The organism is Novosphingobium sp. ST904 (assembly GCF_001298105.1).
Taxonomy (GTDB): Bacteria; Pseudomonadota; Alphaproteobacteria; order Sphingomonadales; family Sphingomonadaceae; genus Novosphingobium.
This window is the reverse complement of the sequence record NZ_LGJH01000166.1, coordinates 340,913-362,569: the sequence shown is the minus strand read 5'-3', so window position 1 is coordinate 362,569 and position 21,657 is coordinate 340,913. Positions and strand designations below refer to the sequence as shown.

The following is a 21,657-nucleotide window of genomic DNA, read 5'->3' as shown; positions in this document are numbered from 1 at the left end:
GGCTTGGTAATCGGCCGATCCATGAGCACGCAGCCCGAAACCGTCTTCACCGATTCCCACCGCGTTTCCTGCGACGGGGCCACTGACATCCGCGCCACGGGGAATTACGCCCCAGCCGCCCTCGGCCACCCCCGCGTGTGGCTGGAGATCGACGAGAAAGGCTACGTCGATTGCGGCTACTGTGACCGTCATTTCGTCCTCAAGGGCGGCCCGGCCGACCAGCAGGCAGCCTGAACAGGTGGTCCGGCGGGGGCTTCGGTGCCCCCTCCCTTCCCGTCTGCCTCCCGTATTGCCTCCCGCCCCGTGCGGCCTATATCGGGAGGCATGACCATGACCGACCCGCGCTCGCTCCTCTATCGCCAGCTTTCGCCCGAGGATGCACAGGCACTCGCCGCCGAAACCCTGCGCAATTGCGAGGACGGCGAACTCTACATGCAGTTCATGGCCACGAAGCCTTCGGCTTCGATGACGGCCGCCTGAAGACGGCGGATTATTCGCGCGATGCCGGTTTCGGCCTGCGCGGCGTAACCGGCGAGATGACCGGCTTCGCGCATGCGAACGAGATTTCCCCCGCCGCCATCCGCCGGGCGGGCGAGACCCTGCAACTGCTGGACCCCGCCACCGGCACGATCCGTCCGGCCGCGCCGCAGAAAAGCAACCGCCACCTCTATACCGACGTCTCGCCGCTCGACCTCGTGCCCTTCGAGGCCAAGGTAAAGCTGCTGGAGACCATCGACGCCGCCGCCCGCGCCCGCGATCCGCGCGTCTCGCAGGTCAGCGCAAGCCTGACCGGGCAGTGGTCGGTAATCGAGATCGTGCGGCCTGACGGCTTCATCGCCACCGACGTGCGCCCGCTGGTACGCCTGAGCGTATCGATCGTCGCGGAGAGCAACGGCCGCCGCGAAACGGGATCGTTCGGCATGGGCGGCCGCCATCTCTACGATTCGCTGTTCGACCCTGCGAACTGGAACCGGGCTATCGACACCGCGCTCAGCCAGGCGCTCGTCAACCTGGAGAGCGTGGACGCTCCCGCCGGGGAAATGGCCGTGCTGATGGCCCCCGGCTGGCCCGGCGTGATCCTCCACGAAGCCGTCGGCCACGGGCTTGAGGGTGACTTCAACCGCAAGGGAACTTCCGCCTTCTCCGGCCGCATCGGCGAACGCGTGGCAGCTCCCGGCGTCACCATCGTCGACGATGGCTCGATCGCGGACCGGCGCGGCTCGCTCTCCATCGACGACGAAGGCACCCCCACGCAGGAAACCGTGCTGATCGAGGACGGCATCCTCAAAGGCTACATGCAGGATCGCATGAACGCCCGCCTGATGGGCGTGCAATCGACCGGTAACGGCCGCCGCGAGAACTATGCCCACGCGCCCCAGGTCCGCATGACGAACACCTTCATGAAAGCGGGCAACGACGATCCGGCCGAATTGCTCTCCCGCATGAAGAGCGGCATCTTCGTGAAATCGATGGGCGGCGGCCAGGTCGATATCGTCTCGGGCAAGTTCGTGTTCTCGTGCAACGAGGCCTACAAGGTTGAGAACGGCAAGCTCGGCGCGCCGATCAAGGGCGCCACGCTGATCGGTGACGGCCCGTCGGTCCTCACGCGCGTCACCGGCATCGGCAACGATCTCGAACTCGATCGCGGCGTCGGCATCTGCGGCAAGGGCGGGCAAAGCGTTCCGGCCGGCGTCGGCCAGCCGACCCTGCTGATCGAGGGCATTACCGTGGGCGGTACCGCCTGATCGATCCAGTCGCTGCCGTTATCTCGCTGCCATTCTGCAAGAGCCCTGCAAGCGGCGAATAATTTCAGCGCAGGTTCAGACGAACCGTGCCATAGTCACGATCTAGGGTTGGGAAAGTGAGGTAAAGACCATGTCACTGAAGCATGTCGTCGGCGCCACGCTGATCGCGGCAAGCCTGCTCGCCGCGCCCACCGTGAACGCCCGCCAGAAATTGACCGGCGAGGAACAGCTTGCAAAGCTGCTCGACGGCCGCGTGGCCGGAGACCCGGTATCCTGCATCCAGCTCAGCCAGTCGCAGGATACTCAGGTGATCGACAAGACCGCGCTCGTCTACCGCGTCGGCAGAACGCTCTACGTCAACCGTCCGACCAATGCGGACCGGCTCGGTTCGGACGATATCCTCGTCACGAAGCTCTATTCGAGCCAGCTCTGCCGTCTCGATACCGTGCAGCTTCACAGCCGCAGCACGCCGAGCATGTGGAGCGGATTCGTCGGCCTGCAGGACTTCGTGCCCTATACCAAGCCGAAAGCCGCATCGGCCAAGTAGAACCTGAAGCGTCCCCTGAGGAAGGCGGCCCGGGGATGACCCGCGGCCGCCTTCTGCGTTGCGGACCGTGCAGCAAATGACGCGCGGAAGAGCCTTGCGCCGATACATCCCGCGGTGGCTGCTGGCATTCTTCTACCTGGCCGCAGGCATTCTCCACCTCGTCCTTCCAGCGCCGTTCGTCTCGATCGTTCCGGGATGGGTACCCGCCCCCGCCACAACCGTCTCGCTGACCGGCATGGCGGAAATCCTCGGCGCGGCGGGATTGCTCCAGCCCTTCTCAAACGATTTGCGCAAAGCCGCCGGGTGGGGCCTGGCCGCTTACGCCCTCTGCGTCTGGCCCGCCAACGTCCAGCATATGCTTATCGACCTGGCAAAACCCGGCCACGGCCTGGGCCTCGCCTATCATATTCCGCGCCTCGCCTTGCAGCCGGTACTGATCTGGTGGGCTCTGTGGGCGAGCGAGGCGACGCACTGGCCGCGGCGGCGGCACTGAACTACTGGAGCCGGGAGACCACGTTCGAACACGGAAAGACCGCCCGATGCCGCTGCTCCGAAGCAAGATGCCCTCGCCCGTCGGCGAACTCACGCTGATTGCCGGAGACCGGGGCCTTGCAGCGATCCTCTGGGAGAACGACGATCCCAACCGGGTGCGACTTGGCGACATCGCGGATTCGGAAAGCCATCCGATCCTGGACGAAGCCAAGGCACAGCTTGCCGACTACTTCGCCGGGAAGCGACAATCGTTCGACCTCCCCCTCGACTTTCGCGGCACCGATTTCCAGAAGAGCGTCTGGCCAGCTTCTCCTGATCCCCTTCGGCGAAACGCGCAGCTACGGCGAGATCGCCGTGGCCCTTGGCCGCCCCAGTGCAAGCCGCGCCGTGGGCGCCGCGAACGGCCGCAACCCCATCTCGATTGTCGCGCCCTGCCACCGGGTAGTCGGCGCGAACGGCACCCTCACCGGGTTCGCGGGCGGGCTGGAAGCAAAAGCCTTCCTGCTCCGCCTCGAAGGCCGCGGCTTCCTGCTCTGAAAGAGAAGGAGCCGGCATCCTTGGGGACCCGGCTCCTTGGAAAACTCAATGCACGCGCGGGATCATTCCCACTCGATCGTGCCCGGCGGCTTCGAGGTGTAGTCGTAGACCACGCGGTTGATGCCCTTGACCTCGTTGATGATACGGGTCGCGACGCGCGACAGGAAGGCGGCGTCGAACGGGTAGATGTCCGCGGTCATGCCGTCGGTCGAGGTGACGGCGCGCAGGCCGCAGACGCTGTCGTAGGTGCGGCCGTCGCCCATGACACCCACGGTCTTGACCGGCAGCAGTACCGCGAAAGCCTGCCAGATCGCGTCGTAGAGACCCGCGTTGCGGATTTCCTCGAGGTAGATCGCATCGGCCTTGCGCAGGATGTCGCAGCGTTCGCGGGTCACTTCGCCGGGGATACGGATCGCCAGGCCCGGTCCGGGGAACGGATGGCGGCCCACGAAGATCTCGGGCAGGCCGAGTTCGCGGCCGAGCACGCGGACCTCGTCCTTGAACAGTTCGCGCAGCGGCTCGACGAGCTGCATGTTCATGCGCTCGGGCAGGCCGCCGACGTTGTGGTGGCTCTTGATCGTCACCGAGGGACCGCCGGTGAACGAGACCGATTCGATCACGTCCGGATAGAGCGTGCCCTGCGCCAGGAACTGGGCGCCGCCGATCTTCTTCGCTTCGTCCTCGAAGACGTCGATGAAGGTCTTGCCGATGAACTTGCGCTTGGCTTCAGGGTCGGTGACGCCTTCCAGCCCCTTGAGGAACAGGGTCGAGGCATCGACGTGTACCAGCGGGATGTTGTAGTGGCCGCGGAACAGGCTGACGACCTGCTCGGCCTCGCCCATGCGCAGCACACCGCCGTCAACGAAGACGCAAGTGAGCTGGTCGCCGATCGCCTCGTGGATCAGCAGCGCCGCAACCGCCGAATCGACGCCGCCCGACAGGCCGCAGATCACGCGACCTTCGCCGACCTGCGCGCGGATTTCCTCGATCTTGGTCTTGCGGAACTCGGCCATGGTCCAGTCGCCGGCAAGACCGCAGACGTGACGGACGAAGTTCTTGAGCAGCTTGCCGCCGTCGGGCGTGTGCACGACTTCGGGGTGGAACTGCATCGCGTAGATGCGCTTCTCGTCGTTGGCGATCACCGCAAAGGGTGCGCCGGCGCTCGATGCCACCGGGCGGAAGCCGGGAGCGAGGCTGGTCACCTTGTCGCCGTGGCTCATCCAGACCTGATGGCTTTCCCCCTTGGCCCAGAGCCCGTCGAACAGCGCGCAATCGTCACCGATCTCGATGAAGGCGCGGCCGAACTCACCCGAATCCCCCGACAGCACTTCGCCGCCAAGCTGATGCATCAGCGACTGCTGGCCGTAGCAGATGCCCAGCATCGGCAGGCCGCTATCGAGGATTTCGTCAGGAATGCGGGGACCGTTCGCGTCCAGCACCGACGCTGGCGATCCGGAAAGGATCACGCCGGCAGGGTTCATGCGGGCGAATGCTTCCTTCGCGGCGTTGAACGGGGCGATTTCGGAATAGACGCCGGCTTCCCGCACGCGGCGAGCGATGAGCTGCGTGACCTGACTGCCGAAATCGACGATCAGGATGGAATCGGACGTCTGGGTAGGGCTCTGGCCAGGAGTCGAAGTAGTCATGGGCGGCCACTATAGCGGGATAGTGCGAGTGTCCAGTACGCGCAGGCCCTGCACCTGCCATTTTGCGCGCTTCCCGGAACCGGCAATGCAGTTGCATAAACAGCAAGCAAGATTGTTGCTTTTGACGTTGCAGAAATTCCAATCAAGCCTATCTCGCACTTGCAGCATGAGCGACGAGAAGAGCCATGCATGCGATAAAAAGAAAACAAGAATGTTTGCAGGAGCATTTCAATGACCATCGTCGAAAAGACGTTCGGTTTTGCCGCAGCGCTGGGTGTGAGCGCTCTGGCATTTGCCGTCACCCTCATCTGAGGGTCGGCATTTCCGACTAGACAGAAGGGCGGCCCTCGTGGCCGCCTTTTTTGCGTCCGGCACAATCGCGATCCCGGATTTCCCGTCAGCCGGGCATGCGCCGCGCGCAACCGGGCGCTCCACGGCAACAGGTTGGCGACACCGCACGGAGGACGTTTTCCGGGAGAGTTCAATCCTTGTGGAAAAGCCCGCCCCCGAACCCGGTTTTGCTTGGGTTTATAGCCGCCAAACCCTATATGCTCGGCATGGCAAGCACCGAAGACAGCACGCCCGGCACCGGGCCCGACAACGGCAAGAACCAGAACAGCTACGGCGCTGACTCGATCAAGGTCCTCAAGGGGCTGGATGCGGTACGCAAGCGGCCGGGCATGTACATCGGCGATACCGACGATGGTTCGGGCCTGCATCACATGGTCTTCGAAGTCTCGGACAACGCCATCGACGAGGCACTGGCAGGTCACTGCGACCTCGTGCTGATCGAACTCAACGCCGACGGCTCCGTCTCGGTGGAAGACAACGGACGCGGCATCCCCACCGGCATCCATGCCGAGGAAGGCGTCTCCGCCGCCGAGGTCATCATGACCCAGCTCCACGCGGGCGGAAAGTTCGAGAACACCTCGGACGATAATGCCTACAAGGTTTCCGGCGGCCTCCACGGCGTGGGCGTCTCGGTGGTCAATGCCCTGTCCGAATGGCTGGAACTCACGATCTGGCGCGAGGGCAAGGAACACTGGATGAAGTTCGCCCACGGCGATGCCGTGAACCCGCTGGAAGTGCGGGGCACCGCACCGAAGGTTGCGGACAATGCGGACGACAACGGCTTCAAGAAGGGCACCCGCGTGACCTTCCTCGCCTCGACCGACACGTTCAAGAACGTCACCGAATTCGATTTCGACAAGCTCGAACACCGCTACCGCGAACTCGCGTTCCTCAATTCCGGCGTGCGCATCAAGCTGCGCGACAACCGCCATGAGCAACCGCTGGAGCATGACCTCTACTACGAAGGCGGCATCGGCGCCTTCGTGAAATACCTCGACCGCAACAAGCAGGCGCTCATGCCCGAACCGATCGCGATCGGCGCGGACAAGGACGGCATCGGCATGGAAGTCGCGCTCGAGTGGAACGATTCCTACTACGAGAACGTGCTGTGCTTCACGAACAACATTCCGCAGCGTGACGGCGGCACCCACCTGGCCGCGTTCCGCGCGGCGCTGACCCGCACGCTCAACGGCTATGCCGAGCGTTCGGGCCTGCTCAAGAAGGAAAAGGTCTCGCTCTCGGGCGACGACATGCGCGAAGGCCTGACCGCGATCGTCTCGGTCAAGCTGCCCGATCCCAAGTTCTCCTCGCAGACCAAGGACAAGCTGGTCTCCTCGGAAGTGCGCCAGCCGCTTGAATCGCTGATGGCCGACAAGATGAGCGAATGGCTGGAGGAAAACCCCGGCCACGCCAAGACCATCATCCAGAAGGTGATCGACGCCGCCGCCGCGCGCGAAGCTGCCAAGCGCGCCCGCGAACTGACGCGCCGCAAGGGCGCGATGGACATCGCCTCGCTGCCCGGCAAGCTGGCGGACTGCCAGGAGCGCGATCCCAGCAAGTGCGAACTGTTCCTGGTCGAGGGTGACTCGGCAGGTGGCAGCGCCAAGCAGGGCCGCGACCGCAAGACCCAGGCGATCCTGCCGCTCAAGGGCAAGATCCTCAACGTGGAGCGCGCGCGGTTCGACCGCATCATCTCCTCGAAGGAGGTCGGCACGCTGATCCAGGCCATGGGCACGGGCATCCGCGACGACTTCAACCTTGAGAAGCTGCGCTACCACAAGATCGTCATCATGACCGACGCAGACGTCGACGGTGCGCATATCCGCACCCTGCTGCTGACGTTCTTCCATCGCCAGATGCCGGACATCATCCGTTCCGGGCACCTCTTCATCGCCCAGCCGCCACTCTACAAGGTCGCCAAGGGACGCTCGGAAGTCTACCTCAAGGACAATCCCGCGCTCGATCGCTACCTTGTCGAGGCGGGCCTTGCCGGCCGCGTGCTGGAAACCGAAGGCGGCGCGCGCATGGGCGCGGACCTCGAGGCGCTGGTCGAACATGCGATCCGCATGCGCAACCTCATGGCTTTCGTTCCCCGCCGCTTCGATCCCGTCATCATCGAAGCCCTGGCGATCGCAGGCGCATTCGCGCCTGATCTCTCGCCGGCGGACCGCACCAACGCGCTCAACCGCTCGACCCAGTGGCTCGACCTCGGCGATCCCGAGGCGAAGTGGACCGCCCGCCTCACCGAGGACGGCAATCTCGAGATCGAGCGCCTCTGGCGCGGCGTCACCGATCACCACAAGATCGAAGCAGGCTTCCTTGCCAGCGCCGAAGCCCGCAAGCTCGCCAAGCTCGCGGTGGAGAACGCCGAAGTCTATTCCACCACCGCCCGCCTCGTTCGCGCCAGTGCGGCAGCGGTCGAAGCCGAAACCACCGATGGCGAGGAGGAAACCCCCACCGCCCGTCCGGTGGCTGGCGGCGATATCATCAGCCGCCCTTCGCAGCTTCTCGAAGCCGTGCTCGCCGCGGGCCGCAAGGGCCTCTCGATCCAGCGCTACAAGGGCCTGGGCGAAATGAACGCGGAGCAGCTCTGGGAAACCACGCTGGACCCGGAAAACCGCGCCCTGCTCCAGGTCAAGGTCGAGGATGCAGACGTCACCGACGAGATCTTCACCCGCCTGATGGGTGACGTGGTGGAACCGCGCCGCGACTTCATTCAGGAAAATGCGCTGAACGTCGCCAACCTCGACGTGTGACGGTAAAGGGCAGGGAAGCCGCGCGTTTCCCTGCCTGCCGGCATCGTCCGAAATGACCGCGATTTTAACGCTTTGCCCGGCTGACAAGCCAACTCCGCTCCCCTAGCATGGCCGCTCGGCAATGGGGGACGACATGACGAAATTCGGACGCGGTGCATCCGCGCGCGCGGCACTGCTGGCAGGTCTGGCACTGGCCCTGGCTCCGCAGGCAGCCTTGGCCCGCAAGGATATCGGCCAGACGGCAGCTACCGCGCTCACGCAGGCGCAGCGCTACATGGAAGCGGAAAACTGCGAGGGTGCCTTGGGCCAGGTCTCGCCCATCGTCGCCAGCAAGGATTTCCCGGCGCTGGAAGAACCGGTCCGCTTTCCCTTCCTCCTGATCTCGACCCTGTGCGAAGCGCGGACGAACCGGATCGAACCCGCGCTCGTCCATGCCCGCGCCGCCACGGCCATCACCGGTGCGCCCGAAATCGCATGGACTCTGCGCTTCGGCATCGAACTCGACGGCGGCAAGCCGGAGGACGCCGTCGCCACGCTGGAAGCCATGCAGCAGCGCCTTCCGGAAGGGATCGACGGTGTCGACACCGAATGGCTCTTCGCGCTTAGCCGGAAGTTCCTGGAGGACAAGGACAACCCGGCCTATCGCCGCCTCCTCGCGCTGCTCACCGCGCCCGAATTCGCGCGGGGCAAGGAAGACATGGCGTTCGACTGGATGCGCCGGTCCTATGCGCGCCTGCTCCTCTCCTCCGGCGATCGACCGGCCGCGGCCGCACAGATAGCGGCGATCCGGTCCGCCGATGCCCTGCGCGAAATAACCCTGGACCCCGCCCTGCGGGACATGCTGCCCGCCAGCTTCGACTTGCGCGCCGCCTATGAACGGCAGATCGCAGCGCTGGAAAGCCGCAGCGTCACCCGCCCCGGCCTGCTCGAACTGCCCATCGCCATCGCCGCATCCCGGCGCACGCTCGGCCAGGCCGAAAAGGCGCTTGCCACGCTGGAAGCCGCACGGCCGGAAGGGGTGCTTTCCAAACAGTTTTCGGATCACGACAAGCAGCTCAACTGGTGGTGGGACGGCATGGCCCGCACTTACGAACAGCTCGGCCGCTACGACGAGGCGGCTGCGGCCTATCGCAAGGCCATCGAGGGCGGCGAACGAGGCGCCGGCAACTTCAGCCAGACCATCAACCTGGCCTATCTCCATTCACGCTTCGGGCACGACGACGCTGCCCTTGCCACGCTGGCCACCGTCGAAGGCAAAACGGACAGCATGGCCAGCCCCTACGGCGTGATGGAACTGCGCCTGGCGCGGGGCTGCGCGGCGCAGGCGCTGGGCAAGACCGACCTGGCACAGGCCGACCTCGCCTATGCCGAAGCCCACGCGGCCGACCATCCCGAGGCGGTTACCGACCTGCAGATCTGCACCGGCCGGATCGACGCGGCAGCCGCATCGATGATCGCCCGGCTGGACGACCGGATCGCCGGATCAACGCGCTGACCCAGCTCAGCGACTACGATCCGCTCCCGGCGAACCTGCCGCCCTCGCCCTTCGCGGCGGGCCTCGAAACCCTCAAGCACCGCCCCGACGTGCAGGCCGCGATCGCGCGGGCCGGAGGAACGCGAAAGTTCAACATCTTCCCCGCGACGCTGTAGCTTGCACGCCGGCATGGGCGCGGCCATAAGTCGCGCCCATGCGTATTCTCCTTGCTGCCGCGCTGCTTGCCGGAACCGCCGCCCCTGCCGCCTCCCCTGCCATCGCCCAGACAGCGCCTGCCCCGATCCTGACGACGCCCGACGCGAAAGACGTCTGGACTCACGCCCAGCCTCAGGTTGCCCGCGTCACCCATGTCGCCCTCGATCTCGACGTCGATTTCGGCACGAAGACTCTCGCGGGGAGCGCCGTGCTTGACGTGCTGGCCGCCCCCGATGCGGCACAGATCGTGCTCGACGCCGACGATATCGACATTGCCGCGATAACCGACCCTGCCGGCAAGCCGCTGAAATGGGCGCTTGGCCCGAAGGACAAGGACATCGGTTCGGCGCTCACCGTCGAACTGGCCGGTGCCAGGCAGATCCGGATAACCTACCGGTCGAAGCCCGGCGCCACCGCGCTGCAATGGCTGCCGCCGGAGATGACCTTCGGAAAGAAGAAGCCCTTCCTGTTCAGCCAGGGCCAGGCAATCCTCAACCGTTCCTGGGTGCCGACGCAGGACAGCCCCGGCATCCGCCAGACCTGGGAAGCCACCCTGCGCGTGCCGGGCGACATGGTTGCGGTGATGAGCGCGGAAAAGCTTTCGGGCGACAAGGGAGAGGCGCTGCCCGACGGCCGCCGCCAATTCCGCTTCCGCATGGATAAGCCGGTGCCGCCCTATCTGATCGCCTTTGCGGTGGGCGACCTCAAGTTCAAGACGCTCGGCCCGCGTTCCGGCGTCTGGACCGAGGCACCGATGCTGGACAAGGCGGCGAAGGAATTCGTCGACGTCGAAAAGATGATCGACGCCGCCAGCAAGCTCTACGGTCCCTATCGCTGGGGCCGCTACGACATGCTCGTGCTGCCGCCCGCCTTCCCTTACGGCGGCATGGAAAACCCGATGCTGACCTTCCTGACGCCGACCATCGTCACGGGGGACCGCTCGAACACCGATGTCGTCGCGCATGAACTGGCGCATTCGTGGTCGGGCAACCTCGTCACCAATGCCACCTGGTCGGATTCGTGGCTGAACGAGGGCTTCACCACCTACTTCGAGAACCGCATCATGGAGTCGCTCTACGGCAAGGAGCAGGCCGCGACGTATGCCGATCTCGACTGGGACGTGATGAGCCGCGAAATCGCCGATGCCGGCGGCCAGACCGGCGCCGCCACGCGCCTCAACGGTGAACCGGGCGCGGGCGAGGTGGACTATACCAAGGGGTCCAACTTCCTGCGCATGATCGAATACACCGTGGGCCGCGAGAAGTGGGACGCCTATCTCACTTCCTACTTCGACCGCCACGCTTTCCAGCCGCAGACCACCGCCGGATTCCTGTCGGACCTGCGCGAACGCCTGCTGAAGGGCCAGCCCGAACTTGAACTGAAACTCCAGCTCGACCGCTGGTCCTACGGCGCGGGCCTGCCCGGCAATGCCGTTCGCGTCCACAGCGCCACACTGGCGAAAATCGATACAAAGCTGGCGGCCTTCAATGCGGGCGGCCCCGCCAGCGCGGTGCAGCCCAAGGGCTGGACCACGCAGGAATGGCTGCGCTTCCTCAACGGCATCGACCGCCGGCAGACGCCCGCGCGCCTGAAGGAACTGGACGAGACGCTCGGACTCTCGGCCTCGGGCAATGCCTATGTCCAGTCGGCCTGGTTCGAACTGGCCATCGCCAACCGTTACGATCCGGCAGTACCTTATCTGCGCGGCTATCTTTCGCGGATCGGGCGCGGGCTGCTGGTCTATCCGCTCTACAAGGGGCTGATGAAGCAGGGCGACTGGGGCCAGCCCAAGGCGCGGGACTTCTTCGCCGAAGCCAGGCCGACCTATCACCCCTCGACCGCTGCGGGTATCGGGCGCATCGTCGCGCCGGATGCCGTGCAGGAGTAGCCATCATGACGTCAGGCCTGTCCACTCGCTTCGGCAATGCCCCCGGGCCCGACGTGTTCGAGGCTCTCGCCCATGCCGCCTTCGCGCGCATTCCCGAACCGTTCGCGCAGCACCTCGACGGGGTGACCGTCCACGTCGAGGAGTTCGCGGACGAGGACACCCTGCGCGCCGTCGGGCTGGAAGATGCATGGGAACTGACCGGCCTCTACCACGGCCGCCCGCTGGACGAGGAATCCGTCTGGGTCGCGGGAGAGTTCCGCCCGCGCATCACCCTCTACCGCCAGCCGCTACTGGCGGAATGGTGCGAGACCGGGGTGACGCTGGAAGACCTCGTGACGCATGTGGTGGTCCATGAGGTTGGCCACCACTTCGGCCTTTCCGACGACGATATGCATGGCCTGGAGGACGACGCGGACTGAACGTTCCGCTTTCCTACAGTTGCCGCCGCGCAATATCCTGACCGGCATGGCTCACGCAGACCCCCTCCTTCCACTTCGGCCGACCCGGCGGCGGGTCTGCGGCAAGGGAGCCGCTTTTTCGTCCCCTGGACTGTGTAAACCGTGTCAAGCAGGGTGCCTGGCGAGGTGCAAAATGGCGCGAAAAATCGTTGCCGCGCCGCGCAATGATCCGATAGGAGCAGGGGCATGACTCTCTCCCTCCCCCGTCATCTCCCGCTCCTTTCCGCCTCGCTCATGGCCGCGCTGCTTGCCGGTTGCGCGACGACGCCCGTATCCGGCCCCACCCAGCAACAAGCCGCGGCCCCGATCGAGGTCGGCGTGATCGCCATCAACGACTTCCACGGCGCGCTGGAGCCGCCGAACCAATCGGTCGATGCGCCGGACGGACAGGGCAACGAAGTCTCGGTGCCGGCGGGCGGCGGAGCCTGGCTCGCATCTGCGGTGGATTCGCTGAAGGCAAGGCATGCCAACAACGTCGTCGTGGCGGCGGGCGATCTGACCAGCGCCTCGCAGCTCGCCTCCTCGCTCTATCTCGACGAGCCTGCGGTGGGCGTGATGAACCGCGTCGGCGTGGAATTCAACGCGGTGGGCAATCACGAATTCGACCGGGGCTGGAAGGAACTGCGGCGCCTCCAGAACGGCGGCTGCGAGAAGAACACGCGGGTCCAGCCCTGCCAGCTCGAAGCCTTCAAGGGCGCCAGCTACAAGTACCTCGCCGCCAGCACGACCCTGACTGACGGCTCGCCGCTGTTCCCCGCCACCGGCATCAAGACCTTCGGCGAAGGCAAGGACAGGATCACCGTCGGCTTCGTGGGCCTTTCGCTCAAGACGGTGCCCACGCTCGTCGCGCCCGACCGGGTGGAAGGGCTGAAGTTCGCGGACGAGGCGGAGACGATCAACCGCGCCGCCGGGGCGCTGAAGGCGCAGGGCGCGGATGCCGTGGTCGTGCTGATCCATCAGGGCGGACGCACCACCGGTACGCCCGATCCCAACGGCTGCAACCAGATGACCGGCGAGATCGAACCCATCCTCGATCACCTGAACCCCGGCGTCGATCTCGTGGTTTCGGGGCATACCCACTGGGCCTATGTCTGCGACTACACCGCGAACACCCGGGCCGGGCCGATCCTGCTGACCAGCGCGGGCGTCTACGGCAAGCTGGTGACCGACATCACGCTGAAGTTCGACCCGGTGACGCACAAGTTGATCGACAAGCGGGCGCACAACCTGATCGTGCAGTCCGCCGCCTACAAGTCCGCCAAGGGCGAGGTTGCCAACAGCGCGGCCTTCCCGCAATTCCAGCCCCGAGCCGACGTTGCGGCGTTCATCCAGCGCTACAAGGATGCCTCGCTGCACCTCGTCGCCCGGCCGGTGGGTCATCTGTCCGGCCCGCTTGGCAAGGAAGAAGGAAACGGCACCGCGCAAGGCGGCTCTCTCGGCAACCTGATCGCCGATTCGCAGCTCGCCGCGACCCTCAAGGCCGGCGCGCAGATCGCCTTCACCAATCCCTTCGGCATCCGCACCTCCCTGATCCCGGCAGCAGACGGCACCGTGACCTTCGGCCAGATCTATGCGGTGGAGCCGTTCAACAACGAACTCGTCACCATGTCGCTGACCGGCGCGGCCATCCGCGCGACGCTTGAACAGGGGCTCGACGATACCGGCGACAAGCAGATGCTTACGCCCAGCGCCGGCATGCGGATCGCCTTCGACATGCGCCGCCCCTCAGGCTCGCGGATCACGGCAATCACGCTGAACGGCAAGCCGCTCGATCCGGCGAAGAGCTACCGGGTAAGCGTGGTCAACTTCCTGGCCGAAGGCGGCGACGGCTTCAGCGGCTTCATCGGTGGAACGGACCGCACGCGGGGCGGCATCGATATCGAGGCGATGGAAGACTGGCTCTCGGCAGTGCCGATGCGAAAGGTGCCGGAAGAAGACCGGACTTCCGAGACGAAGTGATCGCAAAAAGCCCCGAAGCAGACGCTTCGGGGCCTTTTTTCGTGGCGCCGGCTTCAGGCCGCCACTTCGGTCAGGCTGCCTTCGCTGGCCGCTTCCAGCAGGCGGCGTTCGAGCGCCCTGATGCGGGAGGACGACGTCAGCTTCTCGCCCAGCAGGTCGGTAACGTAGAACGTGTCTGCCGCACGCTCCCCATAAGTGGCGATATGGGCGGAGTGGACCATGAGCTTCGATTCGAACAACGCATGCGCCAGCCGGTTGAGCAGCGCCGGACGGTCACGGGCGTTGACCTCGACCACGGTGAGGCGGTTGGATGCCTTGTTGTCCACCAGCACGCGCGGCCGCACCTCGAAAGCGTCGGCCCGCGGCCTGGCATCAGGCCGGGCAACGAGTTGCGGCAGGATCTTGATGCGGTTAGCCAGCGCGTTCTCGATCGAGGATCGCAGGCGGGCCAGCTGGGTCTCTTCCATGAAGGGCCGGCCCAGCGGGTCCTGCACGAGGAAGTTGTCCACCGCGCGGCCCGTGCGGGTCGTGTGAATGCGTGCGTCGATGATATTGCCGCCAGCCAGATGAATGCCGCCGGCAATGCGGTAGAACAGGCCCGGATGGTCCGAGGCGATCACGGTCACGAGAGTGGCCCCGCGCGCCGGGTAATACTCGGTCACGATCGAGAGCGGCTCGTCCTTCGAGGCATGGAACTGCGCAAGGTTCTTGGCGATGACGTCTTCCGGCTCGGCGATCCAGTAGGCATCGGCAAACTGGCTGCCCAGTTCCTGCACCAGCAGCTCGTTCCGGGGGACACCGGCAGCGACGATGGCCTTCTTCGCCGCCACACGCTTCTCGCGCCCGAACTCGACATGGCCGAGCCGCAGCCTTTCCTCGGCGGCACCGTAAAGCTCGCTGATAAGCTGGCGCTTCCACGAATTCCACGTTCCCGGCCCCACCGCGCGGATATCGACGATGGTGAGCAGGGTCAGCTGGCGCAGGCGATCCACCGATTGCACCAGCTCGACAAAGTCGGTGATCGTCTTGGTGTCGGACAAATCGCGCTTGAAGGCGGTGGCGGACAGCACGAGATGCTGCAACACGAGCCACGAAACCAGCTCGGTCTCCTCCTCGTCGAGACCGAAGCGAGGGCAGAGCTTCAACGCGATCTCGGCGCCGAGCTCGGAATGGTCGCCGCCGCGGCCCTTGGCGATATCGTGCATGAGCACCGCCGCGTAGAGCGCCCGGCGCGAACGGACCTTGTGGATGATCTCGTGAGCAAGGGGGTGGTCCTGCTTCAGTTCCCCCTTCTCGATGCGCGATAGCAGGCCGATCGCACGGATCGTATGCTCGTCCACCGTGTAGTGGTGGTACATGTCGAACTGCATCTGCGCGTTGACGCGGCCGAACTCGGTGACGAACCGCCCGAACACGCCAGCCTCGTTGAAAGAGCGCAGCGCGACTTCCGGGTTGTTGCGGCTGGTGAGCAGCTCCATGAACAGTTCGTTGGCGCGCGGATCGCGGCGCACGTCGTCACGGATCAGCGCCGCATCGCGCGAGACGAGGCGCATGGTTTCGGGATGGATCTCCAGCCCCTCGCGGTCCGCGATGACGAAAATCTCGATCAGGCGCACCGGATCGGTCTCGAACCAGTTCTCTCCGGGGACCATGATGCGGCCGCCAAAGACCTTGTAGCCCTTTACCGTGCGAGGGCGTGCCCGGAACCCCGCGAGCAGACCACGCGGCTGGCGCTTGGCGAACTGGTCATCAAGCTGGGCAAGGAAGACGCCGGTAAGCGTTCCCACCACTTTCGCCTGAAGGAAGAACATCTGCATGAACCGCTCGACCGCGCTTTTCCCCGGTCGGTCGGAATAGTTCATCCGCGCCGCCACCTCGCGCTGGAGATCGAAAGTCAGACGGTCCTCGGCCCGGCGGGTGATCGTGTGGAGGTGGCAGCGCACTGCCCAGAAGAAATTCTCGGCCCGTCGGAAGGCGCGATATTCCTTGTGCGTAAGCAGGCCCACGTCGACGAGTTCGCTGGGATCGCGCACCTTGTGGATATACTTGCCGATCCAGTAGAGCGTGTGCAGGTCGCGCAGGCCGCCCTTGCCCTCTTTCACATTGGGTTCGACCACGTAGCGGCTGTCGCCCATCCGCTTGTGACGTTCCTCGCGCTCGGCCAGTTTCTCGACCACGAACTGGCGCTCGGTCCCGGCGACGACATCCTTCCAGAAGCGCGCGCGCACTTCCTCGTAGAGTTCCTGGTCGCCCCAGACATAGCGCCCCTCCAGCATGGCCGTGCGGATGGTGAGGTCCGACCGGCTCATGCGGACCATGTCGTCCACCGAGCGGCTAGAATGGCCGATCTTGAGACTGAGATCCCAAAGGAAATAGAGCATCGCCTCGATGACCTGCTCGCACCAGGCGGTCTGCTTGATCGGGGTGAGGAAGGCGAGGTCCACGTCGGAATGCGGGGCCATCTCGCCGCGTCCGTAACCACCCACGGCAATGATCGAAAGACGCTCGCCCTTGGAGCGGTTCATCGCCGGGTAGACGTGAGTGGAAACGTGATCGTGAATCACTCTCAGGAGCTGGTCGACCAGATAGGCCTGCGCCTCGGCAACTTCGTGCCCGGCGGACGGCTTTTCCACGAGACGTCGTGCAATCTCGGCCCGGCCGTTCTCCAGCGCCTCGCGCAGGAGTTCGACCACCTGCTTGCGCCCCTTGGCGGCACCGACTTCGGCAACAACGGCTTCTATGGCCTCGACCAGCGCGCGGCGGTCGATCACGGAACGGGGCGAAGGGATGCGGATCACGCTCATGTCGGGTGATATCTAGACATTCAAGAGCTTGAGGGGAACAGCATCCGCACGCTCGGCCTGCCGATTTTGGGTGGAGGGCCGAAATCCGGCCTACCATCGCCCCCCCGGCTATGCCAGAAGGCCCCGGCAACGCACCGTCGGCGCCGCTCCGGCCCGATGGCAAGACGAGATACGAGGTCGAGCACTTGTCCCTGACAGCACTTGCCGCAACCGCCGCCGCAGAAGCGCACCAGCCGATCTATTGGGTCAACCTGGGCCTCAAGAACTATCTTTTCCGGATCGGCAGCTTCGAACTGCGCTGGTACTCGCTAGCCTATCTGGCGGGCATCATGCTCGGGTACTGGCACCTGTCGCGGATGATCAAGGCGCCCGGCGCGCCGCTCGCGCAGCGCCATGCCGACGACCTGTTCTTCTACTGCACGATCGGCATCATCCTGGGCGGGCGCCTCGGCTACGCCACGTTCTATACGGGCGGCGACACCGGCATTCCCAGCCTCTGGTCGGACCCGGGCGCGCTGGTCTCGCTCTGGCACGGCGGCATGAGCTTCCATGGCGGACTGATCGGCGTGCTGCTGGCCATGGCGTGGGTTTCCTGGCGCGGCCAGCTCGATTTCCTGCGGGTGGCAGACTACATTTCGGTCTGCGTGCCCTTCGGCATGATGTTCGGCCGCCTCGCGAATTTCGTGAACGGCGAACTCTGGGGCCGCGTCGTCACCGATCCCAACCTGCCCTGGGCCATGGTCTTCCCCGACGCCGGGCCGCTGCCGCGCCACCCCAGCCAGCTTTATGAAGCCGGGCTCGAGGGCCTGCTGATGATCGTCATCATGCTCACGCTGTTCTGGAAGACCCGCGCGCGGTTCCGTCCAGGCCTGCTGGTCGGCGTCTTCACCACCGGCATCGCCTGTGCGCGCTTCACCGTGGAATTCTTCCGCCAGCCCGACGCCCAACTCCAGGACTTCACCACCCGAACCGGCCTGTCGATGGGCCAGTGGCTGACGATCCCGTTGATCCTGCTGGGCCTCGCGCTGGTCGCCCGCGCACTGACCAAGCCGGCGCTGGCGGCAGTTCGCCCGGTCACCGCCTGATCCCCGCCGGCCAGGCCGCCCGACGATGACCAAAGCGAATGCCGAGCCGCTCACCGCGATCTTCCGGCGGCTGATCGGCAGCTACGGGCCGATCTCGCTGCTGCACTACATGGGCGAATCGAACGCCCGCTACTATGCCGACAAGGATCCTCTCGGCAGCGCGGGCGACTTCATCACCGCGCCCGAGATCAGCCAGATGTTCGGCGAACTGATCGGACTGTGGCTGGCGGACATCTGGATGCGCGCGGGCAGCCCGGTTCCCGTCCACTACGTGGAACTCGGCCCCGGGCGCGGCACCCTGGCGCGCGACGCGCTGCGCACGATGAAACGGGTCGGCCTGGAACCGCAGGTCCACTTCGTCGAAAGCTCGAACGCCCTGAAAGCGCTTCAGGCCGAGGCCGTGCCGGATGCGCAGTGGCATCACGACCTCGCCAGCGTGCCCACCGATGCGCCGCTGCTGCTGGTAGGAAACGAATTCCTCGACGCGCTGCCGGTTCGACAACTGGTGAAAACGGCAGAAGGCTGGCGCGAACGCATGGTCGACTGGGGGGAAGATCGCTTCCGTCCCGTCGCCGGGGACAAGCCGATGGACGCTGCCGTGCCGGACGCGCTAAAACCGGCGGACGAAGGCACCCTGATCGAGACTTGCCCGGGCGCGGCCGCCGTCATGCACGAGATTGCCACGCGCATGGCCGCGCAGGGCGGAGCCGCCCTGCTGATAGATTATGGCTATGCCGAGCCCCGCACCGGCTCCACGCTTCAGGCGCTCCACGCGCATACCAAGGTCGATCCCTTCGCCATGCCCGGCGAGGCCGACCTTACCTGCCTCGTCGATTTCACGATCCTTGCCGACATTGCCCGAAATGAAGGTGCGGCCTGGCTCGGAACGGTGACGCAGGGCGATTTCCTGCGCGCGCTGGGGATCGAGACGCGCGCCGCCAACCTGTCATCCGCTGCACCGCAACACGCAGAGACTATCCGGCGGGCCACGGATCGGCTTATCAGGGATGACGAGATGGGAACCCTGTTCAAGGTCATGGGCGTGACCGGGCCGGACTGGCCGCAAGGCGCAGGGTTCTGACCGGACCGGACAGGGGACGAGCATGAACGAAGCGACGGCAGGGGTAGTTCAGGAAGTGGATAGGCAAAAGGTAAAGGGCGTGAGCGTGCAGGACCTGCGCGGCCCCGACCGGCTGGAACGGGCGCTGGGCGCTCTGGCGCTGGTCATGCTCGGCTTCATCTGCGTGGCGATCCTGCGCGGGATGCCGCAGTGGCCGCTCATTCCGGCGGTCATCTGGATACATCTCGCCACGATCCTCGTTGCGCTGGTGCTGACGCCCGTGCTGCTCTGGCGGCGGCGCGGCGACGGGCGGCACCGCGTGATCGGCTATATCTGGTCCGCCGCCATGATGCTGACCGCGCTCGACAGCTTTTTCGTGCATGTCGGCAAGCCCGGCCACTTCAGCCTGATCCATATCCTTTCGGTGTTCACGCTCATCATGGTCCCGGTGCTGGTCCTCGCCGCGCGTCGCCATAATGTCACCCGGCACCGCCGCACCGTGCGCGGCCTCATTACCGGCGCCCTGTTGATCGCGGGCTTCTTCACCTTTCCGTTCGACCGCCTGCTGGGACACTGGCTGTTCGGCTGATCGATATCACGGCATCCGGCGCTTGAAACGCGGCGCGCCTGGCCCCAACTGTTGCGGTGCAACATCCCCATGCGCAGGACCCTGCCCATGAACGCCCGCAGAAATACCGATTTCAACGACAAGCTCGGCTGCGACCAGTCGGTTCTGGTGCTGCAGGGCGGCGGCGCGCTGGGAGCGTACCAGGCCGGTGTGTACGAGGCTCTTGCCGACGAAGGCCATGCGCCGGATTGGGTCGCCGGCATCTCCATCGGTGCGATCAATGCCGCGATCATCGCCGGCAACGCACCGGAAGACCGCGTGCCGCAGCTTCGGACATTCTGGGAAGGGCTGAGCAACGAGCTGCTCTACAAGCTGGATATCGGCAACGGGTTCGCCCGCCGCGCCTTCAACGAGGTTTCGGCTGGATGGGCGGCCACTTTCGGCGTGCCCGGCTTCTTCACCCCGCGCCTGCCCACACCGCTGCCCGAGTGGCCCGCAGAACTGGACCGCCTCAGCTTCTACGATACCGCACCGCTGCGCCAGACCTTGCTTGATCGGGTCGATTTCGAACGGATCAACCGGGCGGAAACCCGCTTTTCGGTAGGTGCGGTCAACATGATGACCGGCAACTTCGCCTATTTCGACAATAGCAGCGATCGCAGGATCGGCCCCGAGCATATCATGGCCAGTGGCGCACTGCCGCCCGGCTTTCCGCCGGTGGAGATCGACGGCGAATGGTACTGGGACGGAGGCCTGGTCTCCAACACGCCGCTGCAGTACGTGCTCGACAATCGCAGCCCCTGCGAGATGACAGTGTTCCAGGTGGACCTCTTCCCATCGCGCGGGTCGGTTCCGCGAACGATGGCCGATATCGCCCAGCGCGAGAAGGACATCCGCTTTTCCAGCCGCACGCGTCTCAACACGGACCTCTCGAAGCAACTCCAGGAAATGCGCGCCGCGGCTCAGCGGCTTGCCCACAGGCTGCCCGAGGAACTGCGCGACGATCCTGACCTGCACCGACTGCTCGGCTGCCGCCCTGCCGGCGCGGTGGCGGTGATGCACCTCATCAACCGCCCCCGCGGGTACGAGACGATGGCTAAGGACTACGAATTCTCGCGCATGACCGTGACCGAGCATTGGGAAGCCGGAAAGGCCGACGCCCAATTCTCGCTGGAGCACCCCGAGTGGACGAGGCGGCATCTCAAGCCTGACGAAATCATGACGTTCGACCTTGCGGACAAAGCCCCGCACCGGATCGGACAACCAGGAGTAGGTGAATGAAACTGAAGGACAAGGCCTGCATCGTCACCGGCGCCGCCAGCGGCATCGGCAACGCCATCGCCCACAAGTACGCCTCCGAAGGCGGCAAAGTGGCAATCGCCGACCTCAACATCGATGCCGCGCAGAAAGCCGCCGACGAGATCAAGGCCCGGTACGGCACCGAGACCCTCGCCGTCGCCATGGACGTGACCAGCGAGGATCAGGTGAACGCGGGAGTCGCCGCCGTGGTGGAAGCCTGGGGTACGGTGGACGTGCTCGTTTCCAATGCCGGCATCCAGATCGTCAATCCTGTCGACCAGTTCGCCTTCTCCGACTGGAAGAAGATGCTGGCCATCCATCTGGACGGCGCCTTCCTCACCTCCAAGGCCGTGCTGCCGCACATGTATGCGCAGAAGTCCGGCTCGATCATCTTCATGGGCTCGGTCCATTCGAAGGAAGCGAGCCCGCTCAAGTCCGCCTACGTCACCGCCAAGCACGGACTGCTCGGCCTTGCCCGCGTGATCGCCAAGGAAGGCGGCAGGAAGGGCGTCCGCTCGAACGTGATCTGCCCCGGCTTCGTCCGCACCCCGCTGGTGGACAAGCAGATCCCGGAACAGGCCAAGGAACTCGGCATCTCCGAGGACGAAGTGATCAGCAAGGTAATGCTTGGACAGACCGTGGACGGCGAATTCACCACCGTTGACGATATCGCCGAAGTGGCGCTGTTCTTCGCGGGCTTCCAGACGAATGCGCTTACCGGGCAGTCTCTGGTGGCCAGCCACGGATGGTTCATGGAATAAGGACGCGGATT

Annotated in this window: 15 protein-coding genes and 2 pseudogenes; 15 read left to right on the top strand and 2 right to left on the bottom strand. The window is 65.3% G+C overall.

Going from position 1 to position 21,657, the window contains the following annotated elements; all coding sequences use genetic code 11:
- The first annotated feature begins 21 nt into the window (after nucleotides 1–21).
- The 5 genes and pseudogenes from ADT71_RS29735 (at nucleotide 22) to ADT71_RS29715 (ending at nucleotide 3,321) form a co-directional block, all read left to right on the top strand.
- On the top strand, nucleotides 22–234 hold the full coding sequence (locus ADT71_RS29735) for a zinc-finger domain-containing protein (protein ID WP_054442253.1): 213 nt from the start codon (nucleotides 22–24) through the stop codon (nucleotides 232–234).
- A gap of 90 nt (nucleotides 235–324) precedes the next feature.
- Nucleotides 325–1,745: pseudogene (gene tldD / locus ADT71_RS29730) on the top strand (metalloprotease TldD).
- Nucleotides 1,746–1,875: 130 nt separating this feature from the next.
- Nucleotides 1,876–2,292: a hypothetical protein gene (locus ADT71_RS29725; protein ID WP_369818371.1), complete on the top strand. Its 417-nt coding sequence runs from the start codon at nucleotides 1,876–1,878 to the stop codon at nucleotides 2,290–2,292.
- A 94-nt stretch (nucleotides 2,293–2,386) separates the two neighbouring features.
- Nucleotides 2,387–2,785, top strand: a complete 399-nt coding sequence (locus tag ADT71_RS29720; RefSeq protein ID WP_369818370.1) for a DoxX family protein — start codon at nucleotides 2,387–2,389, stop codon at nucleotides 2,783–2,785.
- 46 nt (nucleotides 2,786–2,831) lie between these two features.
- Nucleotides 2,832–3,321: pseudogene (locus tag ADT71_RS29715) on the top strand (methylated-DNA--[protein]-cysteine S-methyltransferase).
- 62 nt (nucleotides 3,322–3,383) lie between these two features.
- On the opposite strand, the gene guaA reads toward ADT71_RS29715, so the two are convergent.
- Nucleotides 3,384–4,967 carry a glutamine-hydrolyzing GMP synthase gene (gene guaA, locus ADT71_RS29710; protein ID WP_054442251.1) on the bottom strand — a complete coding sequence of 528 codons (1,584 nt, stop codon included), beginning with the start codon at nucleotides 4,965–4,967 and terminating at the stop codon, nucleotides 3,384–3,386.
- Nucleotides 4,968–5,524: 557 nt separating this feature from the next.
- Here guaA and gyrB point away from each other — a divergent pair.
- The 5 genes from gyrB to ADT71_RS29685 all read left to right on the top strand — a co-directional run bounded on the left by gyrB (nucleotide 5,525) and on the right by ADT71_RS29685 (nucleotide 14,069).
- A complete protein-coding gene (gene gyrB / locus ADT71_RS29705; protein WP_054442303.1) occupies nucleotides 5,525–8,074 on the top strand; it encodes a DNA topoisomerase (ATP-hydrolyzing) subunit B in 2,550 nt (849 codons plus the stop codon).
- A gap of 133 nt (nucleotides 8,075–8,207) precedes the next feature.
- Nucleotides 8,208–9,569, top strand: a complete 1,362-nt coding sequence (locus tag ADT71_RS29700) for a tetratricopeptide repeat protein (protein WP_054442250.1) — start codon at nucleotides 8,208–8,210, stop codon at nucleotides 9,567–9,569.
- A gap of 193 nt (nucleotides 9,570–9,762) precedes the next feature.
- The gene (locus ADT71_RS29695; RefSeq protein WP_054442249.1) at nucleotides 9,763–11,652 is read left to right on the top strand and encodes a M1 family metallopeptidase; all 1,890 of its coding nucleotides are present in this window, start codon (nucleotides 9,763–9,765) and stop codon (nucleotides 11,650–11,652) included.
- Between the two features lie 5 nt (nucleotides 11,653–11,657).
- The gene (locus ADT71_RS29690; protein ID WP_054442248.1) at nucleotides 11,658–12,071 is read left to right on the top strand and encodes a metallopeptidase family protein; all 414 of its coding nucleotides are present in this window, start codon (nucleotides 11,658–11,660) and stop codon (nucleotides 12,069–12,071) included.
- Nucleotides 12,072–12,296: 225 nt separating this feature from the next.
- Nucleotides 12,297–14,069 (top strand): bifunctional UDP-sugar hydrolase/5'-nucleotidase, encoded by a 1,773-nt coding sequence (locus ADT71_RS29685; RefSeq protein ID WP_054442247.1) that lies wholly within the window; start codon nucleotides 12,297–12,299, stop codon nucleotides 14,067–14,069.
- A gap of 53 nt (nucleotides 14,070–14,122) precedes the next feature.
- On the opposite strand, the gene ADT71_RS29680 is transcribed toward ADT71_RS29685, so the two are convergent.
- Nucleotides 14,123–16,873, bottom strand: coding sequence for a [protein-PII] uridylyltransferase (locus ADT71_RS29680; RefSeq protein ID WP_054442246.1), 2,751 nt, complete (start codon nucleotides 16,871–16,873; stop codon nucleotides 14,123–14,125).
- 185 nt (nucleotides 16,874–17,058) lie between these two features.
- On the opposite strand from ADT71_RS29680, the gene lgt reads away from it, so the two are divergent.
- The 5 genes from lgt to ADT71_RS29655 all read left to right on the top strand — a co-directional run bounded on the left by lgt (nucleotide 17,059) and on the right by ADT71_RS29655 (nucleotide 21,646).
- The gene (lgt, locus tag ADT71_RS29675) at nucleotides 17,059–17,958 is read left to right on the top strand and encodes a prolipoprotein diacylglyceryl transferase (protein ID WP_054442302.1); all 900 of its coding nucleotides are present in this window, start codon (nucleotides 17,059–17,061) and stop codon (nucleotides 17,956–17,958) included.
- 25 nt (nucleotides 17,959–17,983) lie between these two features.
- A complete protein-coding gene (locus ADT71_RS29670; protein WP_054442245.1) occupies nucleotides 17,984–19,039 on the top strand; it encodes a class I SAM-dependent methyltransferase in 1,056 nt (351 codons plus the stop codon).
- A gap of 22 nt (nucleotides 19,040–19,061) precedes the next feature.
- Nucleotides 19,062–19,607, top strand: a complete 546-nt coding sequence (locus tag ADT71_RS29665) for a DUF2306 domain-containing protein (RefSeq protein WP_082370632.1) — start codon at nucleotides 19,062–19,064, stop codon at nucleotides 19,605–19,607.
- A gap of 87 nt (nucleotides 19,608–19,694) precedes the next feature.
- Entirely contained in the window at nucleotides 19,695–20,867 is a 1,173-nt protein-coding gene (locus tag ADT71_RS29660; RefSeq protein ID WP_054442300.1) for a patatin-like phospholipase family protein, read from the top strand.
- Nucleotides 20,864–21,646 (top strand): 3-hydroxybutyrate dehydrogenase, encoded by a 783-nt coding sequence (locus ADT71_RS29655; RefSeq protein ID WP_054442244.1) that lies wholly within the window; start codon nucleotides 20,864–20,866, stop codon nucleotides 21,644–21,646. The genes ADT71_RS29660 and ADT71_RS29655 overlap by 4 nt, the downstream gene beginning before the upstream one ends.
- The last annotated feature ends 11 nt before the right edge of the window (nucleotides 21,647–21,657 follow it).